We start from the raw sequence: 24,527 nt of genomic DNA on the forward strand, positions 1-24,527 counted from the left end.
GGGCTAGCGCAGGCGCTCGGTGAGCACGGCGGCGATCTGTGCCGCGTGCCGTGGGTGGAGCATGTCGCCGTGCCGGCAGGGCACGTGGTGTCGTTCGAGGCGGCCGGTGAGTCGGGTCCGCCAGACATCGGCAGCCGTGGGCTGGGAGGTGTGGGTCGCCGTGAAGAACACGACGTCTCCGTCGAAGACGCCGGGGGTGTGGGCGCCGGCGAGTCGTACGTGGCCGACGAAGGTCCGGCCGAGTCTGCGGACCATGTCGTCGGGCAGCCCGGCCAGGGGGCCGTCCTCCGTCGCGGCCAGACGCACGAACTCGTCCATGGACATGGGAGTTTGGGGGTCTAGGTCGGTGGTCTGGCCGAGAGACACCAGGAGTTGGGCGAGACTGCCGGCCGGGGTGAGTTCGTCGTCGGCGCCCTCGTCGGCCGGATAGCCGTCGAGCAGGGCAAGCAGGGCCACTTCCTCGCCGCGCGCCTGAAGGTGGACGGCCATGGCGTGGGCGACGACGGCGCCGAACGACCAGCCGAGCAGATGGTAGGGGCCGACGGGCTGTACGGTCCGAATCCGGTCGACGTAGTCCGCGGCCATCTCCTCGACGCTGAGGGGGGTGCGCGCGTCGTCGATGAGGCTGCGGGCCTGGAGGGCGTGGACGGGGTGGCCGGGGTCGATGCCGGTGAGCAGGCTGGAGTACACCGAGCCGATGCCGGCACCGGGGTGGACGCAGAACAGCGGGGCGCCGGAGCCGGATGCACGCAGCGGGAGCAGGTCCGCCGGTGTGCCGTCCCCGACGGGGCCGGTGAGCCTGGCGACGAGCGCGGAGACGGTGGGAGCGGCGAAGAGGTCCTGGAGGGACAGCCGCAGCCCGTGGTCGCTCTCGGCCCGCGCGACGAGGCGTGCCGCGAGCAGGGAGTGGCCTCCGAGTTCGAAGAAGTCGTCGTCGACACCGACGGAGGGCACCTGCAGGAACTCGGCGAAGAGCGCGCAGAGCGCCTCTTCCTCCGGTGTCCGGGGAGCGCCGCCGGAGCCTCGGGCGCGGTCGGGTTCGGGGAGGGCCCTGCGGTCCAGTTTTCCGTTCTTGGTGAGCGGCAGCCGGTCCAGGACGACGTAGGCGGACGGCAGCATGTACGGCGGGAGCAGGCGGGTCAGCCGGGTGCGCAGGCCGGTCAGGTCGAGGTCGTCCGTGGTGGGTACGACGTATCCGGTCAGCCGGTCACCGGAGTGGACGGTGGCGGCGGCCGCTCCGATGCCGGGCTGTGCCGCCAGGACGGCCTCGATCTCGCCGAGTTCGACGCGGAAGCCGCGGACCTTGACCTGGTCGTCGGCGCGTCCGACGAAGTCGAGGAGGCCGTCGGGGCGTCGGCGGACCAGGTCTCCGGTGCGGTACATCCGTTCGCCGGGTACGCCGAAGGGGTTGGCGACGAAGCGGGTGGAAGTGGTGCCGGGCCGGCCCAGGTAGCCGCGGGCCAGCAGGCCGCCGCCGATGTGCAGTTCGCCGGTGACGCCCACCGGCACCGGATTGAGATGGTCGTCGAGGACGTACCACTGGGTGTTCCAGATCGGGCGGCCGATGGTGACCCCGCCCTCGCTGACCGTGTCGCCCGGCTCGATGCGGAACTCGGCGCAGCCGACCGTGGTCTCGGTCGGGCCGTACTCGTTGACGACCGTGACCCCGGGGTTGCGCTGCCGCCACGCGTCCAGCGCTCCGCCCAGCAACAGCTCCCCGCCCAGGACCAGTTGGCCACTGGGAGCGCACTCGTCGGGAAGCAGGGCGAACAGCCCGAGGTGGGTGGGGGTGGCTTTGACGAAGGTGGGCTTGCGTACCTCGGCGGCGATGTCGCGGGCGGCTCCGGTGAGGGCGTCCAGATCGACGAGGTGCACCTCGCCGCCCGCGGTGAGCGGGCCCCACAGTCCGGTCACGGTGAGGTCGAAGGCGATCGGCGAGTGGACGAGGGCGCTCCCCGCGAGTGCCGGGTAGGCCTCGCGGGCCCAGGCGAGGTAGAGGCTCAGGGACCGGTGTTCGACCACCACGCCCTTGGGTTCCCCGGTGGATCCGGAGGTGTGGATCACGTAGGCCGGGTCCGAGGGCCGGGCCCGCTCGGCGGGCAGGCCGGTGTCGTCCCACGGGCCGGAGTCCTGCGGGAGTTCGTCGAGCAGCAGCCAGTCGGCGTCCGGCAGTCGATCCACCAGATCGGAGGTGGTCAGGGAGACGTGCGGCGCGGCGGACCGCATCATCTGCGCAAGGCGTTCGCGCGGTTGGGCGGGATCGAGGGGGACGTAGGCGGCACCGGCCTTGAGGACCGCTAGCAGGGTGACCACCGTGGAGGCGGTGCGGGGCAGGGCGACGGCGACGTACCGTTCCGGGCCGGCACCGTGCGCCAGGAGACGGCGGGCGAGGCGGTCGGCACGGACGTCGAGGTCACGGTAGGTCAGCCGGGTGGGGCCGTCGACCACGGCGACGGCCTGCGGGGTTCGTCGGGCCCACGCCTCGAACAGTGCGGGCACGCTCTCCTCGGGAGCCGTCACCGCCGTGTCGTTCCAGCCGGCCAGCAGCTGGTGGCGTTCCGGTTCGTCGAGGAGGTCCACCGTTCCCGCTCGCTGGAGTGGATCGGACACCATGGCCTCCAGGACCCGGACGAGGCGCCGCACCATGCTCTGCGCCGTGCGACGGTCGAAGAGGTCGGCCGAGTACTCCAGCACTCCCTCCAGCCCGGCCGGTTCCCCGCCGTCGGTGGTGCGTTCGTGGAGGGCGAAGGAGAGGTCGAACTTGGCGATGCCCATCTCCAGCGGTTCTTCCCGGACGGTGAGTCCGGGCAGGTCCAGGCCGCCCTCGGTGGTGTTGTGGAAGGTCAGCATCACCTGGAACAGCGGGTGACTGTTCGTCGACCGGGACGGGTTGAGGACCTCCACCAACCGCTCGAAGGGGATGTCCTGGTTGTCGTAGGCGGCCAGGTCCATCTGCCGGACCCGTTCCAGGAGTTCACGGAAGGTGGGTGAGCCCGACAGGTCGGTGCGCAGGACGAGGGTGTTGACGAAGAAGCCGACCAGGTCCTCCAGCGCCTCGTCGGTCCGGCCCGCGATCGCCGTCCCGATGGGGATGTCGGTACCCGCCCCGAGCCGGCCGAGCAGGACGGCGATCGCGGTCTGGACGACCATGAAGACGCTGGACCGGGCGGAGCGCGCCAGATCGCTCAGCCGGGCGTGGAGTTCGGCGGGCACCCCGAGCGGAACGGTGCCGCCCCGGTGGCCGGCGACCGTCGGGCGCGGACGGTCGTAGGGCAGGTCCAGCTGTTCCGGCAGGTTCGCCAACGCCTGCATCCAGAAAGAGAGTTGCCTCGCAGCCAGGCTGTCGGGCACGGCCTCGTCCCCGAGCATCTCGCGCTGCCACAGCGCGTAGTCGGCGTACTGGACGGGCAGCGGACGCTGTTCGGGCCGTCGGCCGACGAGGCGTGCACGATAGGCGGTGCCGAGGTCGTCCAGGAGAGGGGCGACGGACCAGCCGTCGGCGGCGATGTGATGGAGGGTCAGCACCAGCACATGCTCGTCTTCGTGCTCACCCTCGTCCTCGTCCTTGGCGACGGTGAACAGGCGTGCCCGCAGGGGCGGTTCGGTGGCGATGTCGAAGCGGTGGCGGGCGGCCCGCCGGACGGCGTCGTCGAGGTCCTGGGGGGTCGTGGTGACGCGGGTCTCCAGGACGACCGGGACGTCCGCGGGGTCCAGGACGCGCTGGCGGAGCATGCCCTCGTCCCAACCGAAGACCGTCCGCAGGCTCTCGTGGCGCTCGACGACGTCACGGAGGGCGGCCTCCAGGGCGTTGCGGTCCACCCGGCCCCGCAGGCGCAGGGCCAGGGGGGTGTTGTAGGTAGCGCTGGGGCCCTCCATGGCCGTCAGGAACCACAGGCGCTGCTGGGCGAAGGACAGGGGCAGCCGGTCCGGGCGGAGGGTCGCACGCAGGGCCGGACGCGTGCTGTTCGTGTCGCCGGTGTCCAGGGCGCGGTCCAGCGCGGCGACGCTCGGGTGCTGGAAGAGGGTCCGTACGGAGACCTCGGCGCCCAGGGCCGAGCGGATCCGGCTGACCAGCCGGGTGGCGAGCAGCGAGTGGCCGCCCCGCGCGAAGAAGTCGTCGTCGATCGTGACGCGTTCCAGGCCCAGGGTGTCCGCGAAGAGGCCGCTGAGGATCTCCTCTCTCGGCGTGCGCGGAGCCCGTCCGGTGCCGTCGGAGGTGAAGTCGGGGGCGGGCAGCGCGGCGTGGTCGACCTTCCCGTTGGCGGTGACGGGAAGTCGCTCCAGTTGGACGACGGCCGCGGGGATCATGTACTCGGGCAGCCGTCGTCCTGTGAACCGGCGCAGTTGGTCGGCGGTCACGGACCCGTCCGTCGCGACGTGGGCGACGAGCCGTTTGTCGCCCGCACTGTCCCGGTGGACGGAGACGGCGACCTGGCGGACGTCCGGGTGCTCGGCAAACGCGGCCTCGATCTCACCGAGTTCGACGCGGAAGCCACGGATCTTGACCTGCCCGTCGGCGCGGCCGACGAACTCCAGCAGTCCGTCGGCCGTCCAGCGCACGAGGTCACCGGTGCGGTACATGCGCTCGCCGCGCTCCGCGAACGGGGTGGCCACGAACCGCTCAGCCGTAAGGGCGTGCCGGCCCAGGTACCCGCGGGCGAGGCCCGGACCGCCGATGTACAGCTCTCCGGCCACTCCGGCGGGAACGGGCTGCAGGAACTCGTCGAGCACCATCAGTCGGGCGTTGTCGAGGGCGTGTCCGAGCGGCACGGTGGCCGGCACCTCGTCGGCCGCGTGCATGACGTGCCAGGTCTTGATGGCCGTCGTCTCGGTCGGTCCGTACACCGCGACCACGGCGGTGCCCGGGCACGCGGCGAGCAGGGCACGGGCCGCGGCGGGTGAGACGATGTCGCCGCCCGCCCAGACCTCGCGGACGCCCCGGAACACCTCGGGTGCCTCGGAGGCGAGGATCTGGAACAGCCCGGAGGGTGCCTGGACCACGGTCGGCCGCTGCTCGGCGACGGTCGCGACCAGCGCGGCCACGTCGAGGTGTCCTGCCGGTGCCAGCACGATGCGGCCGCCGGTGACCAGGGGCGCCCAGATCTCCGTCGTGGAGGCGTCGAAGGCGCTCGGCGCATGCAGCAGGACCCGCTCGTGGCTGCCCTTCCAGAAGTGCCGGTTGGCCAGCATGTCGACGACGTTGCGGTGGGTGGTTCCCACACCCTTGGGGGTTCCGGAGGATCCCGAGGTGAACATCACGTACATCAACTGGTCGGGGTGCACGGTGACATCGGGGTCGGGGGCGGCCGGATGCTCGGAGCCCGCCTCGTCGAGGTCGATCGTCGCGCAGGAGCCGATCCCGGTGACCGGGTGGTCGCGGTGGGCGGCGTCCACGAGGAGGAGGGCTGCGGCGGTGTCCTGGAGGATGCCCTCCAGCCGGGCGAGCGGGTACCGGTCGTCCAGGGGAACGTAGGCTCCGCCGGCTTTCGCCACCGCCACGGTCGCCACGATCTGGCCGACCCCTCGGTCCATGAGGATGGCCACCGGCTCCTCGGGGGCGATCCCCCGGGCGATCAGATGATGGGCCAACTCGTTGGCACGGGCGTTCAGTTCGGCATACGTCAGGCTCGTGCCGTGGCCGGTGACGGCGATGAGTTCGGGGCTCGATGCGGCCCGCGCCTCGAAGAGGCGGTGCGCGCGGTTCTCGACCGCGGGTCCGGTGCGCGCCCCGCTCCACTGCACGAGCAGCCGGTCCCGCTCGGCCTCCTCCAGGATGTCGAGCTCCCCGAGCCGTGCGCCGGGTCGAACGGCGACGGTCTCCAGGACGCGCCGGAGCCGGTCGGCGAGGGCCCGGGCCGTGTCCTCGTCGAAGAGGTCGGCGGCGTAGATGACCGTCGCGGCGACACCGGCCGGGAGTCCGTCGGCCGAACGGCGCTCCTGGAAGGTGAGGTTGAGGTCGTACTGCGCGCGGAACTCGCCCCCGGACTCCAGTTCGCCGTCCAGCCCGGCCGACCGCACGTCGTCCTGACCGCCACTGAAGGTGATCATGGTCTGTACGAAGGGATGGCGGGCCGGCACCCGGGGCGGGTTCAGGTGCTCCACCAGGCTCTCGAACGGCGCTTCCTGATGCGAGAACGCCTGGAGATCCACCGACCGCACCCGATCCAGCAGCTCGGTGAAGGACGGATTGCCCGAGGTGTCGGTCCGTAGCACCAGTGTGTTCACGAAGAACCCGACCAGGTTCTCCAGGGCCTCGTCGTCTCGCCCGGAGGCCGGCGAGCCGAGGGGGATGTCGATGCCCGCGCCCAGGCGCGTGTACAGCGCGGCCACGGCCGCCTGGACCACCATGAACAGGCTCGCTCCGCGCTCCCCGGCCAGTCGGAGCAGGGCCGCGTGGGTCGTCGCGTCCAGCTCGAACGGGATGCGCCCGCCTCGGTAGGAGGGCACCGCGGCGCGCGGCCGGTCGTACGGGAGGGCCAGCTCCTCCGGGACGTCCGCCAGGGCCTCGCTCCAGTAGGCGAGCAGGCGGCCGAGCAGGCTGTCCCGGTCGGTGGCCGAGCCCAGCAACTCCCGTTGCCACAGGGCGTAGTCCGCGTACTGCACCGCGAGAGCCGCCCACTGGGGGTCCGCACCTCTGAGCCGGGCCGCATAGGCGGTTCCCAGGTCGCCGATCAAGGGGTCGAGCGAGGCTCCGTCGCTCGCGATGTGGTGGAGCAACAGGACCAGCACCCGCGTCCCGCCGGGCTCCGACAGCAGCCACGCGCGCACCGGGATGTCGACGGAGAGGTCGAACACCCAGCCCTCGGCCTCGCGCACGGCGGCGCGCAGCCCGGACTCGTCGGGAAACTCCCGCACGTCGAGGACCGGGCGTGCCTCGTCCACGTCCAGCACCTGCTGGCGGGGCCGCCCCTCCACCGCGGGGAAGACGGTGCGCAGGCTCTCGTGACGGGCGACGAGGTCAGCGAGCGCGTGGTCGAGCGCCCGGGCGTCGACCGGTCCGTTCAGTCGCAGCACCACGGGGGTGTTGTAGAGCGCGCTGGCTCCTTCGAACTGCTCGACGAACCAGAGGCGTTGCTGTGCGAAGGACAGCGGCACCTCCTCGGGTCGCGGGCCGGCAGTCAGTGCGGGGCGGGTCCCGGGCGAACGGTCCAGGCGGCCGGCGAGCCCGGTCACCGTCGGCGACTCGAAGACGGCCCGGATGGGCAGGTCGGCGCCGAGCGCGGACCGGATGCGGCTGACGAGGCGGGTGGCCAGCAGTGAGTGTCCGCCGAGCGCGAAGAAGTCGTCGTCCACTCCCACCGCGGGGACGCCGAGCACGTCCGCGAAGATCCCGCACAGGGCCTCTTCCGCACCGGTCCTCGGTGCGCCGCCCGAGCCGGCCGCCGTCCCGTACTCCGGGCGGGGCAGCCCTGCGGTGTCGAGCTTGCCGTTCACGGTCAGGGGCAGCGCGTCCACGACGGTGACAGCGGCCGGCACCATGTAGTCCGGCAGCCGCCGGGCGACGAACGCGCGGACGGCAGCGGGGTCGAGGGCGTGGTCCGCTGCGGGGAGTACGTAGCCGACCAGGCGCTTGTCTCCCGGGACGTCCTCGCGGACGACCACGACGGCCTGTGCGACGCCGTCGTGGGAGCGGAGCGCCGCTTCGATCTCGCCGGGCTCGATCCGGAATCCGCGGATCTTCACCTGCTGGTCGGCCCGGCCCACGAACGCCAGCTCGCCGTCCCTGGTCCAGCGGACCACGTCACCGGTCCGATAGAGACGGCCGCCGCCGTGGCCGAAGGGGTTCGCGACGAAGCGTTCCGCCGTCGTGGCCGGTCGTCCCAGATAGCCGCGCGCGAGCTGCGCACCGGCGACGTACAGCTCTCCTGCCACACCCGCGGGCACCGGGGCCAGGGAATCGTCCAGCACGTACACGCCGAGTCCCGGGAGCGGCCGTCCGATGCCGCTGCCCGTCATGCCTCCGCGCAGGGGCAGGTGCGTGCCGTGCACGGTGATCTCCGTGATCCCGTACATGTTGACCAGCACCGGGCCGTGCTCTCCCCGACGTGCGTACCACTCCCCCAGCCTGCCGGTGTCCAGTGCTTCGCCGCCGAACACCACCCACCGCAGCGCCAGGTGGGCGGCGGGAGCTTCCGCGTCGGCGCGCATCAACTGGTAGAAGGCGGAGGGCGTCTGGTTGAGGACCGTCACCCGCTCCCGGGCCAGGAGCCCGAGGAAGTCCATCGGCGAGCGCGACACCTCGAACGGCACGACCACCAGGCGTCCGCCGTGCAGCAGCGCACCCCATATCTCCCACACCGAGAAGTCGAACGCGAAGGAGTGGAACCAGGACCACACGTCCGACCCGTCGAATGCGAACAGCCTGCGAGCGGCTTCGAAGAGCCGGACCACGTTGCCGTGCGGTACCACCACGCCTTTGGGAGTGCCTGTCGATCCCGATGTGTAGATCACATACGCGGCCCGGTCTCCCCCGCGCACACCCGGCCCGAGCCGTCCGCCGTCCATCCGCGCGATCCGTGGGTCGTGCACGGACATCCAGCCCGGCTCGTCCGGCAGCTCCCCGTCGGTGAGGACGACCACCGGCCGGGCGTCCGCCAGCACCGTCCGGATGCGGTCCGCCGGATACTCCGGATCCACCGGCACGTAGGCGCCGCCGGCCTTCAGTACGGCGAGCATCGCGACCACGAGTTCGGCGGACCGGCCCATCACGACGCCGACCAGCGACTCGGGACCGACTCCGGCGTCGAGCAGGAGTCGCGCCAGCCGGTTCGACCGGCCGTCCAGTTCTCCGTAGGAGAGTGCTGTTTCGCCGTCCACCACAGCCACCGCGTCAGGGGTCCGCTCCGCCTGTGCCGCGAACAGCTCCACCAGCGACACGTCCGAGCCGGTCTGCGGGTCGGCGACGCCCCTCCGCAGCAGCTCGGCGCGTTCGGCGGGGGCGAGGATGTCGATGGAGCTCAGTCCTCTGTCCGGCTGCTCGGCAACCGTGTCGAGGACGCGGGTCAGCCGCCGGGCCAGGTCCGAGACGGTCGGTTCGTCGAACAGGTCCGTGGCGAACTCGATGGAGCAGGCGATGCCGTCAGGCTCCCCGGTGGCCGACCGCTTCTCGTCGAAGTCGAAGAGCAGGTCGAACTTCGCCACGTTCAGTTCGGCGAGTTCCAGGTGGCAGGGGAGATCGCCGAGGTGGTCGGGAACGGCCTGCATGCCGTTGAACGTGATCACGGTCTGCACGAAGGGGTGCCGCCCCGGCACCCGGGGCGGGTTCAGGTGCTCCACCAGGCTGTCGAACGGGAGCTCCTGGTGCGAGAACGCCTCCAGATCCGCCTTCCGCACCCGGTGCAGCAGTTCGCCGAAGGTCGGATCGCCCGAGGTGTCCGTGCGCAGCACCAGCGTGTTCACGAAGAACCCGACCAGGTCCTCCAGCGCCTCCTCACCGCGTCCCGCGACGACCGTGCCCAGCGGAAGGTCGTCGCCCGCGCCCAACCGCGTGTAGAGGGTCGCGACAGCGGCCTGCATCAGCATGAACATGCTGACCCGGTGTTCGGCGGCCAGGCGCAGCAGGTCCGTGTGCAGCTTCGGGCCGAGGGCGAACTCCGTCCGCGCGCCCCGGTGCGACGGAACGACGTCGCGCGGACGGTCCTGGGGCAGCGCCAGTTCGTCCGGCACGCCCGCCAACGTCTCGCGCCAGTAGCCCAGTTGGCGTTCGAGCAGGCCGTCGCCGTCGCCGGCCGCGCCGAGCAGATCCCGTTGCCACAGGGTGTAGTCCGCGTACTGGACCGGCAGGGGCGCCCAGTCCGGCGCGGCGCCCCGCGCGCGTGCCGCGTAGGCGTGGTCGAGGTCGCGCAGCAAGGGGGTGACGGACCAGCCGTCGCTGGCGATGTGGTGCAGGAGGAGAACCAGGGTGTCCGTCCCGTCGGGCCCCGAGAAGAGCCACGTCCGGACGGGGATGTCGACGGCGAGGTCGAAGACGGACGCGGACACCTCGCGGACCCGCCGGCCCAGCTCGGCCAGGTCGGCGCAGTCCCGCCGCCGGAGCAGCCGTCCGATCTCCGTCGCGTCCAGGATCCGCTGGTGGGGCTGCCCGTCGACCTCGGGGAACACGGTGCGCAGGCTCTCGTGCCGGGTCACCACGTCGTGCAGGGCACGCTCCAGCGCCGCCGCGTCCACGGAGCCGTCCAGCCGCAGGAGCACGGGCGTGTTGTAGAGCGCGCTCGGACCCTCGAACTGGTCGATAAACCACAACCGTTGCTGGGCAAAGGACAGCGGGATCATCTGGTGCCTCCGGCGGGCGAAATCTGAGGGGCGGGGGACGCGGGGGCTAGGAGCCGGTGTCGGTCTCCACGGCGCAGACCGCGATCAGGCGGTCGGTCGCCTTCTCGCGCAGGGCCATGTCCACCGCCTCGGACCCCGGACGGTCCGGGTGGAGCCATCGGCGGAGGGTGATGGTGAACACCGCGCCCGGATCCGCGTTGCCGACGTAGGCGATCCGCTGGTCGGTCACCCTGCGGCGCAGGAACTGGGCGTCGGTGCGGCCCAGCGAGTGCCACAGGCGCAGCAGCGCCGTGTCGAAGATGGAGAAGTAGGACGCGAAGTACATGAGGCCCGCGCCGTTGAGATCCCGTACGACGTCGAGCGTGTACTCGACGGTGTGGCTCCCGCCGGCCTCGGTGAAGCCAGGGGGGCCCGCCGGGTGGAAGGCGCCGGCCGCGCGGGCCGCCCCGACGAGGGCACGCGGTGAGTAGCGGTTCGGCAGGCGTGGCAGGTCGGCGTCGTCGAACCCGGTGGGCAGCACCTGGGCGAGGCCCGTGTTGCCCGTCTCCGTCCTGGCGACCCAGCGGTTGAAGTTCTGGGCGTAGAGGCAGTCCGGGTACGGGTCCTCGTACACCTCGGCGGGGTCGAGGGGGGCGTCGGGGAGGGACAGGTCCGCGGGGGCCAGCCGGTGCAGGGTGATCACCGAGCTGCCGCCGAGCCGGAAGACCCGTGAGGTGACGCGGAGTTCGTCGCCGAAGGTGAGGCCGTGCGGGTGGACGGTCCGACCGCCGCGCACGTGGAAGTAGTAGAAGGCGAGGTAGGCGGGTTTGCCCGCCGGTGTGCGCGCCGCGTGCACGTTCATCCCGCACGCGTCCGCCACGGCGTCCCAGGTCCAGTCGCCGATGCGGCCGAACAGGAGCGAACCGCCGCTGCACATCCCGGGCGTGACCACCACATGGCGTGACGGCGACAGCGTCACGGCCGTGTCCGAGGTTCTCATTCGTCCTCCGTCCCGCAGCCTGTGCGGTCACCTGGGGCCATCGCCCACGGGCGGGTGGTGCGCCAGGTCTCGGCGGCTGCGAGAAAGACGTCGTTGTCCTCCCGGGAGCCGATGGTCACGCGGACGCCCTCGCCCGGGAACACCCGGACGGCGATGCCCTGATGGGTGCACCAGCGGCCGAACGCCGGGGCGTCCTCGCCCAGCGGCAGCCACAGGAAGTTGGCCTCGCTGGCGGGAACAGACCATCCGTCGCGTCGCAGCGCGTGGTGGACCCGCCCGCGATCGGCGACGGTCGTCTCGACCCTGTCCATCAGCCGGTCCCGGAGCGCGAGGGCTTCCATCGCGGCGTGCTGGGCGACCGTGTTGACGGCGTAGGCCAGGCACGCCTTGCGTAATTTCCGCACCACCCGGGGGTCGCCGACGAGATAGCCGACCCGCAGTCCCGCCAGGCCGTAGGCCTTGGAGAAGGTCCGCAGGACCACCATGTTCGGAAAGGCGGCGCCGTAGCCGAGAGCGCTCGCCGCCTCCGGCGCACGGACGTACTCGTAGTACGCCTCGTCCATCGCCAGCAGGCAGGTGGGCGGTACGCGGGCCACGAAGCGCGCGATCTCGTCGGGTTCGGCGATCGTCCCGGTCGGGTTGTTGGGGTTGCAGACCACCACCAGTCTGGTGCGCGGGGTGATCCGGTCCGCCATGGTGCGCAGATCGTGGGTCGCGTCCAGGAGCGGAACGGCGACGGAGTTCACGCCGGCGAGTTCGGCGAGCACCGGGTAGAGCTCGAACGACGGCCACGCGTGCACGACTTCGGCTCCGGGTTCGGCGATCGCCTGGAGGAGCATCTGGAGCAGGGAGACGGATCCGGCGCCGACGACTATGCGGTCCTCGTCGATACCGTGCGCTCGGGCCAGGGCGCGGGTGAGGTCCTCGCAGCCCGGGTCGGGGTAGCGGTTGACCGTGCCGCCGGCGCGGGCGATGGCGTCGGTGATGCCGGGCAGGGGGCTGTCGGGCGACTCGTTCGCGGACAGTGGGCGGGGGCGGTGCTCCGCCGCGTACACGCCTTCGGTCGGCTGGTACGAAGGCATGGTGTCGAGCACGGCGCGCAGCCGAGGGAGGGACATGGAGCTCCAGACGAGTGGGGGGTCGCGCGGAACGGACGGCTCAGGCCCGTTCCTTCCGTTCGGCCACGAGGTGCGCCATCTCGGCGAGGGTGGTGGTGTCCAGCAGTTCGTAGTCCTGGATCCGGATGCCGAGGCGGGCGTTCAGCACCTCCGCGAGTTCGAGGGCGGCGAGCGAGTCGAGCCCGACCTCCTCGCGGGTGGCGGTCGGCAGGATGTCCTCCTCCCGCACCTGGAGGTCGTCCACCAAGATGCCCTTGAGCACTTCGTACACGGTCTGCCTTTCTGGGGGTGGCGGCCGGGGGCGCGCACTCAGTCGAGGCGGCCCTGGCGCAGGCCGAGGGCGACGTCCACGATCAGGTCCTCCTGTCCGGCCACCGCCTGACGCCTGCCGAGTTCGAAGAAGACGTCTCGGGGGTCGACGCCCTCACGCCGGGAGATGTCCAGGACGCGGGTCTTGAAGCCGGAGAAGACGCCGGCGAGTCCGCTGACGACGGCCACCGAGTCGATGGTGGGCGGCGCCGGCATCAGGTGGCGTTCGGCGATGTCCGCCGCGTCGAGCAGCCCGTACAGGTCGATGCCCGTGCGGTATCCCATGCGTTCCAGCACCGGTACGAGGACTTCCAGCTGCGTGTTGCCTGCGCCCGCGCCGAAGCCCCGGGCGCAGGCGTCGAGGGTGGTCGCGCCGGCGGCGACAGCCGCGACGGAGTTGGCGACCGCCATGCCGAGGTTGTTGTGGCCGTGGAAGGCCACCGGCACGTCGACGGCGGTTCGGATGGCGGTGATGCGTTCGGTCACGTCGTCGGGCAGGTAGTGGCCGGCCGAGTCGAAGATGCCGACCGCGCTCGCCCCGTAGCTGACGAGCTGCGCGCACTCCTTGGCCAGCCGCTCAGGGGGCGCCATGTGGCTCATGAGGAGCACGCCCTGTGCCTCGACGCCGGCTTCGAGCAGGAAGCCGAGGTGGCGTTCGGCCAGGTCGCTCTCGGTGCAGTGGGTGCCGATACGAACGACGTCCACGCCGTGCGCGATGGCCTTGCGCAGGTCCGCGGTGGTGCCCCAGCCGGGCAGCATGAACACGCCCATGCGGCTCCGGGTGAGCGCCTCGCGTACGACGGCCAGCATCTCGTCGTCGCTGAGACGGGCCTGTCCCGCCTGGAGGGAGGAGGCGCCGAGGCCGTTTCCATGTCCGACCTCCACCACCGGGACTCCGGCGGCGTCGGCGGCCTCCGCGTAGGCCCGCAGCTGCTCGGCGCCGAGTTGGTGGCGCACCGCGTGGTGGCCGTCGCGCAGGGAGGGGTCGTGGACGAGGACGTCGCCGCGGCCGTCCGCGGACGGTTCGGCCGGTGTCGATGGGTTCATGCCGTCTTCTCCTCGGCGAGGGTGAACGCCTGGGCCGCGTGCCGCTCGGCGACCTTGATCGCGGCGGAGTTGATGATGTCGAGGTTGCCCGCGTAGGCGGGGAGGCGGTCGCCGCGGGAGTTGACCTCCACGGCCACGAAGGCCCTGCCGTCGGCCACCACGCAGGCCGACACGGCGAAGCCCGCGGCGAAGGCCTGTACGTCCGCGGCTGCCTCGTCGACGGCGTCCCGCACCGAGCCGGCGTCCAGACCGTCCCCGATCAGGGTCATCGCGACGCGGAAGGTGGCCGGGGGGCGGGCCGGGCTGACGTTGAGGATCGCCTTGACGCCCTTGACGCCGGTGAAGGTCCGCACCGCCTCCTGAGTGGTGTCGACGTACTCGTCGAGGTTGAGCCGGGTGGACCGCCCGACGCTCAGCCCGGCGGCGGTGGTCACGACCTCCACGTGGTCGACCCGGTGGAGCCGGGTGATCGCGTGCAGGATCGGTACGGCCGCCTGGCCGCCGCAGCTGACCATGTTCACGTCTCCGTGCTCCGGCACGTCCGTGCCGTTGACGCTGGGCACGATCATCCGGCCGACCCTGCTCGGCGTGAGGTCGACGAGGAGGATCCGGGACCGGCCGAGCAGTTCCGCGTGTTCGGCGTGGGCCATGGCGTTGGTCGCGTCGAAGACGATGTCGAAGGGGGTCTCGGCCTCCAGGACGGACCGGACGCCGTCCGCGGAGGTGGCGATGCCGAGGTCGGCGGCCTGCCGGAGGCCGGGGGTGCGCTGGTCTCGGCCCGCGACGAGCCCGCAGTCGAGCAGGTCCGAGCGCATGATCTTGGCGGCGAGGTCGACACCGATCAGTCCGGCGCCGAGTACCGCCACGGTCGGTCGTCCCTGTCGCTTCATCGCTTCATCGACCTTCCGGGTGGGGAGGTTGTCCCGCGTCGTCGCTGTCGTCGACGTGCAGGGTGACGGTGCCGAGCCGGTCGAACTCCGCGACGAACGTGTCGCCGCTCCGCATCGGCACGGCGGCGTGCAGAGCGCCGGTCATGATCAGGTGGCCCGCTTCCAGGGTCACGCCCTGCGCGCCGAGCGTGTTGGCGAGCCAGGCGACGACCGCCACCGGGTCGCCCAGCGCGGCGGCCCCTGCACCGGTGGCCACCGGTTCGCCGTTGCGCGTGAAGACCATCCCGGTGAGCCGGTGGTCCGGGTCCGGGCCGGCGGGCTGGGGTTCGGCGAGTACGACGGCGCCGTTCGACGCGAGGTCGGCGATGGTGTCCGCGAGCCGGATGCGCCAATCCTGGATGCGGGAGTCCACGATCTCCAGTCCGGCCATGACCTCGCGGACGGCCGCCCGGGCCTCCTCGACGGTGACGCCGGGGCCGCGCAGCGGCCGTCCTAGCCGGAAGACGATCTCCGCCTCCACCTTGGGCGCGATGAACGCCGAGACCGGAAGGCGTGCGCCGGAGGCGTGCACGGTCGACGCCAGCACCGGGCCGTAGTCGGGCGTACAGGTGTCGAACATCTCCTGCATCGGTATGGAGGTGAGCCCCGCCTTGTAGCCGACGATCCGGTCGCCGTCGGTGAGCAGGAGCGCGACCAGCTCGCGCTGGACGGCGTATCCGTCCTCGGCCGCGAGGGCGGGGTGGGTGTCGGTGAAGGGCGCGATGGGCACGCCCGTGGCCCGCGCCTCGTACAGGGCGCGCGCCCTCATGGTGCTCTCGTCGGTGGCCTTGTCCACACTCGCTCCTGTCCCGAGCCGTCGGGGCACCCGAACGCCACTACCTGTGCGCCGAGTTGAGATCTGTCCGATCGCACGGGGCGTCGCCCGCCGGCCGGGGTGGGTCGGTCGGGCCTCAGGCCTTGGCCACAAAGACGCGGCTGCCGGGCATGGGCAGCCGGGTGCACCGCACGTCGGAGAAGCCGGCCCGGCGGAACGCCTCGGTCCATTCGTCCTCGGCGGGAAGCCGGACGTCCATCGAGCCGGCGTGGAGGTAGGTGAACAGCGCGCTGAAGGAGCGCTCACCCTCTCCGGAGGCGTAGGGCACCGCGTCGGTGACGACAAGACAGCCGCCGTCGGCGAGAGAGGTGCGGCAGGCGCGCAGGACGCCGTCGAGGACGTCGGGGGTGCTCGACACGTCGTGCATGACGAATCCGGCGTGGACGACATCCGCTCCGCGCACGGGTGAGGCGTCGTCGACGAGGGACTCGACGGAGCGGTGGGCGATCTCCAGGCGGTCGCCCACGCCCGCCTCCTCCGCCGCCCGCCGGGCCTCGTCGCAGGCCGCCGCGCTGAGGTCGAGCGCGAGCGCGGTGCTGTCCGGCAGGGAGCCGAGCAGATGGATGAGCAGGCCGCCGGCGCCCGCGCCGAGGTCCACGATACGGCGGGGCTTGCGGCTGACGATCTCCTCGATGACACCGGGGTAGAAGCCCTGGGAGCCGATCCACCGGGAGGAGACGGCGACACGACGGCCGTCTCGCCGGTACTGCCCGCGGGCGGTGTCGGGATCGCGCAGGATCTCGGGAGCGTGGTCGATGTAGGGGCGGTTCGCATCGAGCGACCAGGACAGATAGCCGGCCGCGTAGCGCTTGGCCGCCATGTCCGCACAGGGCGCGAACTGCCGCTCCTCCGCGCCCTCTTGGACCAGTCCGGCCGCGACGAGCGCCTTCAGGAACTCGGCGGCCGCCGGCTCGGCGAGCCGCGCCGCGGACATCACCTCGTCGAGGGTGAAGGCCTCGTCCCGGTCCAGCAGGGAGGACAGCCCGAGCCCCTCGGCGATCTCCAGGAAGGCCGCGTACGCGGCCAGGTCTGCGGCCGTGTCTCTGTGTTCGGTCCAGCTCATGTGACGCTCCCGACGGTGGAGATGAGGGGGTCATAGGGGGCACGTTCGGCCAGGACCCGTACGCGGTGGCCGGGCGCGATGCCTCCCGGCCCGTCCCGCGGCTTCCTGCGTACCCGTGTCCTTCCGCTACTCATGTTCGATCGCGCAGGTCGCACGGGCATCGGCGTTCGCCGCCGTTACGTGTCGTCCAGCGGGAGCGGTGATGCGGTGGACCGCAAACCGGTCGGGGCCGTGTGGTGCGGCGGACCGTTTCGGCCGTGCCCGGGGCATGCAGAAGGTCCGCGCCCCGCTCGTGTCACGACGAGGGAACGCGGACCGCATCGGTGCGAAGAGCGCAGGGATCAGGACACGTGCGGGACCCTCGGCCGCGGCCTCAGCGCCGGCCGGGCCGCCTTCACGGTGAAGAGCCGGTCGACGAGACGGGCGATGGTGGGGGCGTCGAACACGGCCCGCAGGTCGCATTCGGCGCCGAGTTCCGTGCGGATACGGCTCACCAGCCGGGTCGCGAGCAGAGAGTGCCCTCCCAGCTCGAAGAAGTCGTCGTCGACGCTGACCCTGGGCACACCCAGGATCTCGGCGAAGAGGGCGCAGAGGACCTTCTCGCGGTCGTTCCGCGGCTCGCGCCCACCGGAGACGGTCACGAGGGCGGGGGCCGGCAGGGCGCCGCGGTCGAGCTTGCCGTTGCCGGTCAGCGGAAGCCGGTCCAGCGGGACGACGGCGGCGGGGAGCATGTAGTCGGGCAGGGTCTCGGCCAGCGCGGCGCGCACCGCGTCGGGCGCGGGCATCGGTGCCCCGTCCTCGGGCACGACGTAGGCCACCAGGTGGGTCCGGCCGGTCTCCTCGCGCACCATGACGGTGGCCTGGCCGACGTCGGGCAGGTCCAGCAGCGCCGCCGTCACCTCGGCGGGCTCGACCCTGAATCCGCGCACCTTGACCTGGTCGTCGGCGCGGCCCACGAACTCCAGGTTCCCGTCGTGGCGCCAGCGGCCCAGATCTCCGGTCCGGTACATGCGTTCGCCCGCGGGGCCCGCCACGAAGCGTTCCGCGGTCAGGTCGGGGCGGCCCAGATAGCCTCGGGCGAGGCCGGATCCGGCGACGTAGATCTCCCCCGGCACCCCGACTGGCACCGGCTGGAGCCGGCGGTCGAGCACGTGGACCTGTGTGCCGTCCATCGGCACTCCGACCGGCACGGTGCCGGTGACCGGGTCTCCGGGCCGCATCGGGTACCACGTGGAGATGACCGTGGTCTCCGTCGCGCCGTAGGCGTTGCCGACCACGACGTCCGGTCCGGTGGCGAGGAGTCTGCGCACACCGGCCGGGGAGATCACGTCGCCGCCGGACCAGACGAGCCCCAGCCGGCCCATCGCGGTGGTCGCCTCCTCCGCCAGCACGTTGAACAGGGCCGCCGCGAACACCGCCGACGACACCCGGCCGGCGGCCGCGCCCATCGCGTCCGCGTCCAGCATGCCGGTCGGCGCCACCTCGACCCGCCCGCCGGACAGCAGCGGCAGCCACAGCTCGTACGTCGACGGATCGAACGCGTGCGGCGAGTGCATCAGCGTCGCCTCGCGGTCGCGGGGACGCCATTGCCGGTCGGCGGCGAAGGCGGCCACGTTGCGGTGGCTGACTCCCACTCCCTTGGGCGCTCCGGTGGAACCCGACGTGTACATCACGTACAGCAACTGGTCGGGGTGGACCGGGACGCCGGGGCGGTGCTCCGGCGCCTCCGCCAGGTCCCGCGGGTCGTCGGCCCTCACCACGGGAACGTCGCTCCCGGTCACCAGCGGATGGTCCAGGTGCGCACGGTCCGTCAGGAGCACCGGTGCGCGCGTGTCGTTGAGGACCCACCGCATGCGGGCCACCGGGAACGCCGTGGGCAGGGGCACGTAGTAGCCCCCGGCCTTCAGGACCGCCAGGATCGACACCACCACGGCCGCCGACCGCTCCTGCAGCATCACGACGGGCCGCTCGGGGCCCACCCCGCGCTCTCTGAGCGCATGGGCGAGCCGGTTCGCGCGGGCGTCCAGTTCGGCGTAGGTGAGGGAGTCGTCCCCGTCCACCACCGCCGGCGCGTGCGGTGTGCGGTCCGCCTGCTCCTCGAAGAGCCGCGCCACAGACGCCGAAGGGAGGCTCGTGCGCGGCCCGTTCGCGAAGAGCCGCAGCTGTTCCCGCTCGGCGTCCGACATCAGGTCGAGGCGTTCCACGGGCGCGTGCGGATCGTTCGCCGCGGCCGCCAGCAGACGCAGCAGGCGTGCCCCCAGGTCCGCCGCGGTGCTCCGGTCGTACAGGTCGGTCGCGAAGATGATGCGTCCGTCCAGGCCGTCCGGGCGCCCGCCCGGACCGACCCGCTCGGTGAACTCGAAGTTCAGGTCGAACTGGGCCGGCGCGAACCCCATCGGGTGGCGGTCCGTCTGGAGACCCGGGAACTCGGGGTCGGCGCGGTCGGCGTTCTGCACGGTCAGCACCACCTGGCAGAGCGGATGCCTGGCCAGCGAGCGGGTCGGGGCGAGGTCCTCGACCAGCCGCTCGAACGGCGCGTCCTGGTGCTCGAACGCGGCGAGGCCGGTCTCCCTGACGCGTCCGAGCAGCTCCGCGAAGGTCGGGTCGCCGGAGACATCGGTGCGCAGGACCAGCGTGTTGACGAAGAACCCGACGAGGTCGTCCAGGGACTCGTCGGTACGACCCGCGATCGGGCTGCCGATGGGGATGTCGTCGCCCCCGCCGAGCCTGGAGACGAGGACCGCCAGTCCGGCCTGCAGCAGCATGAACAGGGTCACTCCGTGCTCGGCCGCCACCTTCGTCAGCCGGGCGTACAGCTCGGGCGGGACCGACACGTCTGCCACCGCGCCCCGGTGGGTCGCCAGCGCCGGCCGCGGGCGGTCCGAAGGCAGGGTCAACTCGTCGGGGAGGTCCGCCAGCTGCTGGGTCCAGTAGGAGAGTTGCCGACTCAGCACACTGTCCGGATCGTCCGCCTCGCCGAGCAGGTCCCGTTGCCAGAGCACGTAGTCCACGTACCGCACGGGCAGGGGCGTCCACGCGGGCTCCCGGCCCGCGGACCGGTGCCCGTAGGCGAGCGACAGGTCGCGCCACAGCGGCTTCAGGGACCAGCCGTCGAAGGCGATGTGGTGCATCAGCAGGACGAGGACGTGGTCGGCGGGGCCCACCCTGAGCAGGGTCATCCGCACGGGCAGGTCCACGGTCAGGTCGAAGACGTACGACGCGGCCCGCAGGACGGCCTCCTCCACCTCCTCCGGGGCGACGTCAACGATGTCCGGCCGCGGATCCGCCGTCTCCGCGTCGAGGACGTGCTGCCGTGGCAGCCCGTCGACGGTCCGGTACAGCGTGCGCAGGCTCTCGTGCCGGGCGACGACGTCGCCGAGCGCTGCCGACAGGGCCGCGATGTCCAGTTCGCCCTTGAGCCGCAGTGCCACGGGCACGTTGTACGTCGTGTTCGGGCCCTCCAGCTCGCCCAGGAACCACAGCCGCTGCTGGGCGTAGGACAGCGGCATGTCCTGCGAGTGGTCACGCGCCATCACCTCCGGACGTGCGACGCCCGCCCGCGCGAGCCAGGCGGCGATGCCAGCGGCCGTCTGCCTGTCGAACACGGTCCGTATGGGCACCTCCACGCCCAGGGCGCTGCGGATCCGGCTGACCAGACGCGTGGCCAGCAACGAGTGGCCTCCCAGGTCGAAGAACCCGTCGTCCACGCCGACCTCGGGCACCCCCAGGATGTCCGCGAACATGGCGCACAGGATCTCCTCGTGCGGGGTCCGCGCCGTCCGTCCCCGGCCCGTGGACGCGTCGAACCGGGGTGCGGGGAGCGCCGCCCGGTCGAGCTTGCCGTTCCTGGTGAGCGGCAGTCGGTCCAGCGCCACGAACGCGACGGGCACCATGTACGCCGGCAGTCGCTCGCCGGCGAAGTCCCGCAGAGTCGACGGCAGGGTGCTCGCGGCCGAGGCCTTGCGCGGATCGGACGTCCATGCCGACAGCGGGGTGGTGGCACTGTCCGTGCGGGTGGGCAGGTGCGCGCCGACGGGCGCCGCGGTGGCCGTCCGGTCCGCGCGTACGAAGGTGACGTCGACGGCGTCGGGAGTGCCGGACCAGGCGACACCCACCCAGTAGCCCAGCCTGCCTCCGAGGTCGTGGAACGCTTCGAGGTCGTCGGGCGTGCCGGTGCCGTCCCGCGTGTCGTCGTCGAGGGTGTGACCGCTCCGGATCGCCTCGGCGAGCGCCACCTCCCGCAGCACACGGGTGTTGGGGACGTCGGTGACCCGCAGTGCGGGCGGTGCCGCGGCGGTGAGCCGGTCCTCAAGGGCGGGGAGGGTGCCGAGCTCCGACCAGTCCACCCGCGGCACGTCGGCGATCGGCAGGAGGTTCCCTCCCCGTTTGTGCAGCGCCACGTCGTACCGGTATCTGGTCAGCTCGTTGTGGTGGGCGCCCCGCTTGACACGCAGATCCACACCGGCGAGATCTGACTCCCGCCGGGCGAGTGCGTGGAAGAAGTCGGGATCGACGAGCAGTTCCTTCTCCGTCATCAGGGCGTGCTCGACCTGACGCCTCAGTGCGGGCACGTCGCTCGTGTCCTGCGCCCGGCCCACGTGGACGGCGGTGGTCAGCGCGCGCAGCAGGCGCGGGTTGCGGACGTCGCCCACGAACACCGCTCCTCCCGGAGCCAGCGTTCCCACCGCCCAGCGCAGGACCTGGTGGAGGTAGTCGGCGCTGGGGAAGTACTGCACGACGGAGTTGAGGATCACCGCGTCGAAGTAGCCCTCGGGGATTCCCCCGGTCTCGTGCGCTGCCTGGGTCCGCAGTTCGACCTTGGACGCGAGCGCCGGATCCCCTGCCACCCAGTGCCGTACCTCCTCGACCACGGACTCGGAGATGTCCGTACCCCAGTAGGCCTCGCAGTGCGGAGCGATGCGCGACAGGAGGAGTCCTGTGCCGACGCCTATCTCCAGGACGCGGCGGGGGCGCAGTTCGAGGACGCGCGCCACGGTGGCGTCACGCCATTCGCGAATCTCGGGGAGGGGGATGGGGCGTCCGTCATAGGTGCTGTTCCAGCCCGTGAAGTTGTCGCCGACGGGCGCTTGGGCGGCATCGCTGTACACCGAGTCGTACAGCAGCCGCCAGTCGTGCACGTGGTCCTGTTCGGCCTGCTCGTCCAGGTGGCCCGGAGCGGATTCCGGGACGACGTAGGCGACCAGCCGTTTGTCGCCGGGGCGGTCCTCGCGGGCCACGACGACGGCCCGTGCCACGCCCGGGTGGCCGTGGAGGACTGCTTCGATCTCCCCGGGTTCGATGCGGAACCCGCGGATCTTCACCTGTTGGTCGGCCCGGCCCAGGTACTCCAGCAGCCCGTCCGCGGTCCACCGGACGACATCGCCCGTCCGGTACAGGCGCCCGCCCCCGGATCCGTACGGATCGGCGACGAACCGCTGCGCCGTCAGCGCCGGCCGCCCGAGGTAGCCCCGCGCCAACTGACCACCGGACACGTAGAGTTCACCGACGACTCCCGGCGGCACCGGCCGCAGCGCCCCGTCGAGCACGTAGGTGCGCAGCCCCGGCAAACCGCGGCCGATCAGGCTCGCGCCGTCGGCGCCGCGCCCACCGAACCCAGTCTCGTCCAGCGCATGGCAGCTGCCGTGGACGGTGAACTCCGTGGGTCCGTACATGTTCACCATCGCCGGGCCGGTCCCGCGGTGCCGGGCGTGCCACGGCTCCAGCCGGCTCTCGTCCAGCGCCTCCCCGCCGAACACGATCCAGCGCAGCGCCAGCCGTGCCCCCAGCTCCGGGTCCTCGGCCTCCGCCTGCATCAGCTGGTAGAACGCCGAGGGCGTCTGGCTGAGCACGGTGACCTCTTCGCGTGCCAGCAGCGCGAAGAACTCCCGGGGCGACCGTGACACCTCCAGCGGCACCACCACCAGCCGTGCGCCGGACAGCAGGGCTCCCCAGAACTCCCAGACGGAGAAGTCGAACGCGAAGGAGTGGAACCACGTCCAAGCATCCCCGGGTCGGGGCTGCAACCAATCGGACACGGCCGCGAACAACCGGCCCACGTTCGCCTGCGGGACGACGACACCCTTCGGCTTGCCGGTCGACCCTGACGTGTAGATGACGTAGGCCGCATGCTCGGCCCGCAACGGCGACAACCGCTCCGCGTCGGTGACGGCTCGGCCGTCCGGGCCCGCCGTCGCGTCCCGTGCTCCCGCTTCCGCGTCCGCTTCCACCGGCAGGATCCACTCCGGCACGGAGCCGTCAACGCCGTCCGGGTCGGACAGTGCGAAGCGGTCCCTCGCCTCTCTGTCCGCCAGGACCGTGACCGGCCGAGCGTCCGCCAGGATGTCCCGGACGCGTTCGTCGGGATACCCGGGGTCCACCGCGACATAGGCTCCGCCCGCCTTCAGCACCGCCAGCAGGGCGACCACGAGGTCGACGGACCGCTCCATCATCACCGCGACGAGCGACTCGGGCCGGACGCCGGAACGGATCAGCAACCGTGCCAGCCGATTTGCGCGGGCGTCCAGTTCCGCGTACGAGACCGTGACGTCTCCGCAGACCACCGCCACGGCGTCCGGCGTGCGCGCCACCTGTGCCGCGAAGAGGTCGGGCAGCGTCGCGTTGCTCTCCTGTTCGCCGCTGCCGCTCCACTTCCCCAGCACGAGGTCCCGTTCGGCCGCCGTCAGGACGTCCACGAGACCGAGTGACCGGTCGGGATCGTCGACGGCGGCGTCCAGCAGGAGAATCCACCGTTCGACCAGCGCCCGCACGCTGTCCGGGTCGAACAGGTCGGTGGCGAACTCGACGCTGCCGGTGACACCGGCGTGCCCGTCCGCTCCCTGCCCCTCGTCGACGAGGTCGAAGTGCAGGTCGAACCGCGTCACGGTGCTCGGGGCGTCTGCCACGTCCATCCGCAGGCCGGCGGCCACATGGCGGCGATCCGCCACGGGCTCCAGGGACATCATGATCTGGAACAGCGGACGGTGAGCGAGGGATCCGGCGGGTCCGACCAGGTCCGCGAGGTACTCGAACGGCACGTCCTGGTGCGCACGGGCGGCCAGCGTCGTGTCCCGTACACGCTGCACGAGCCCGGACAGCGACGGGTCGCCGGAGGTGTCGGTCCGCACCACCAGCGCGTTGCCGCGCCCTCCGGCCGACAGGTCCGGTGCGTGGACGGATCCCGGCGTCGGTTGACCCATCACTATGTCGTCGCCCGCCCCCATACGGGACAGCAGGGCCGCAAGCCCGGCATGCAGCACCATGAGCAGGCTCGCGTCGGAGGCCTCCGCCAACTCCGCCAGCCGGGCGTGCGACCGCGCGCCGATACGCACGGGTATCCGGTCGGCGCGGTACGAGGGCTCAGCCGGGCGTGGCCGGTCGGCCGGAAGGCTCAGCTGCTCGGGCACTCCGTTCAACTGGGTCTTCCAGTAAGCGAGATGATCCGCCGTCCCGTGTTCGCCCTCGGGTTCCCCGTAGGACTGCCGGGGTTCCGTCTCGTCGATCGCGGACCAGTCGGGGGACGAGCCGGCGGTGCGCGCCTCGTAGGCGTGGGCGAGGTCCCGCCACAGCAGCCTCAGGGAGCGTTCGTCCGCCAGTGTGCGGTGGGCCACGAGTACGAGCATGTGCTGCTCCGGACCCGCGGCGAACAGGTGCGCGCGCACGGGCGGGCCGATGGCGAGGTCGATGGGTTCGGCCAGGGCGTCCCGTATCGCCGAGTCGAAATCTCCAAGCGCTTCGTTCGTCCGAAGAACGGGCGGATCCGCCCAGCCCTTCTCGTGTCGTTCGACCGCTTCGGCGAAGGCCTGATCGAGCGCTGCCACATCCAAGGGGCCTGCGCAGCGAAGGGCCAATGACACGTTCTGAGCGCGGCGTGCTCCGTCGTGGCCCGCCCTTACGTCGTGCTTGGAATCAGACATGAGTACCTCTCCAGATCCTTGCTCCGGGCCCGGCGGCAGTGTCACGAGGCTCGACGTCGTAG

The 24,527-nt window shown here is 72.0% G+C and carries 9 protein-coding genes; all 9 read right to left on the bottom strand.

Going from position 1 to position 24,527, the window contains the following annotated elements; all coding sequences use genetic code 11:
* Positions 1-3: 3 nt before the first annotated feature.
* Entirely contained in the window at positions 4-10,272 is a 10,269-nt protein-coding gene (locus RCR19_RS40070) for an amino acid adenylation domain-containing protein (RefSeq protein ID WP_331270023.1), read from the bottom strand.
* A gap of 46 nt (positions 10,273-10,318) precedes the next feature.
* Complete coding sequence (locus tag RCR19_RS40075; protein ID WP_331270024.1) at positions 10,319-11,251, bottom strand: LnmK family bifunctional acyltransferase/decarboxylase; 933 nt, start codon at positions 11,249-11,251, stop codon at positions 10,319-10,321.
* Complete coding sequence (locus RCR19_RS40080; RefSeq protein ID WP_331270025.1) at positions 11,248-12,369, bottom strand: histidinol-phosphate transaminase; 1,122 nt, start codon at positions 12,367-12,369, stop codon at positions 11,248-11,250. The genes RCR19_RS40075 and RCR19_RS40080 overlap by 4 nt, the downstream gene beginning before the upstream one ends.
* Before the next feature lie 40 nt (positions 12,370-12,409).
* The gene (locus RCR19_RS40085; RefSeq protein WP_220295281.1) at positions 12,410-12,640 is read right to left on the bottom strand and encodes an acyl carrier protein; all 231 of its coding nucleotides are present in this window, start codon (positions 12,638-12,640) and stop codon (positions 12,410-12,412) included.
* 38 nt (positions 12,641-12,678) lie between these two features.
* Positions 12,679-13,725 (bottom strand): 4-hydroxy-2-oxovalerate aldolase, encoded by a 1,047-nt coding sequence (dmpG, locus tag RCR19_RS40090; RefSeq protein ID WP_331270026.1) that lies wholly within the window; start codon positions 13,723-13,725, stop codon positions 12,679-12,681.
* The gene (locus tag RCR19_RS40095) at positions 13,722-14,591 is read right to left on the bottom strand and encodes an acetaldehyde dehydrogenase (acetylating) (protein WP_331270027.1); all 870 of its coding nucleotides are present in this window, start codon (positions 14,589-14,591) and stop codon (positions 13,722-13,724) included. Before RCR19_RS40095 ends, dmpG begins: the two co-directional genes overlap by 4 nt.
* A gap of 28 nt (positions 14,592-14,619) precedes the next feature.
* A complete protein-coding gene (locus tag RCR19_RS40100) occupies positions 14,620-15,450 on the bottom strand; it encodes a fumarylacetoacetate hydrolase family protein (protein WP_331270028.1) in 831 nt (276 codons plus the stop codon).
* 115 nt (positions 15,451-15,565) lie between these two features.
* Positions 15,566-16,552: a class I SAM-dependent methyltransferase gene (locus RCR19_RS40105; protein ID WP_331270029.1), complete on the bottom strand. Its 987-nt coding sequence runs from the start codon at positions 16,550-16,552 to the stop codon at positions 15,566-15,568.
* Positions 16,553-16,893: 341 nt separating this feature from the next.
* Positions 16,894-24,465 carry an amino acid adenylation domain-containing protein gene (locus RCR19_RS40110; RefSeq protein WP_331270030.1) on the bottom strand — a complete coding sequence of 2,524 codons (7,572 nt, stop codon included), beginning with the start codon at positions 24,463-24,465 and terminating at the stop codon, positions 16,894-16,896.
* Positions 24,466-24,527: the final 62 nt, after the last annotated feature.

The organism is Streptomyces sp. WAC07094, from assembly GCF_036320405.1.
Taxonomy (GTDB): Bacteria; Actinomycetota; Actinomycetes; order Streptomycetales; family Streptomycetaceae; genus Streptomyces; species Streptomyces lannensis.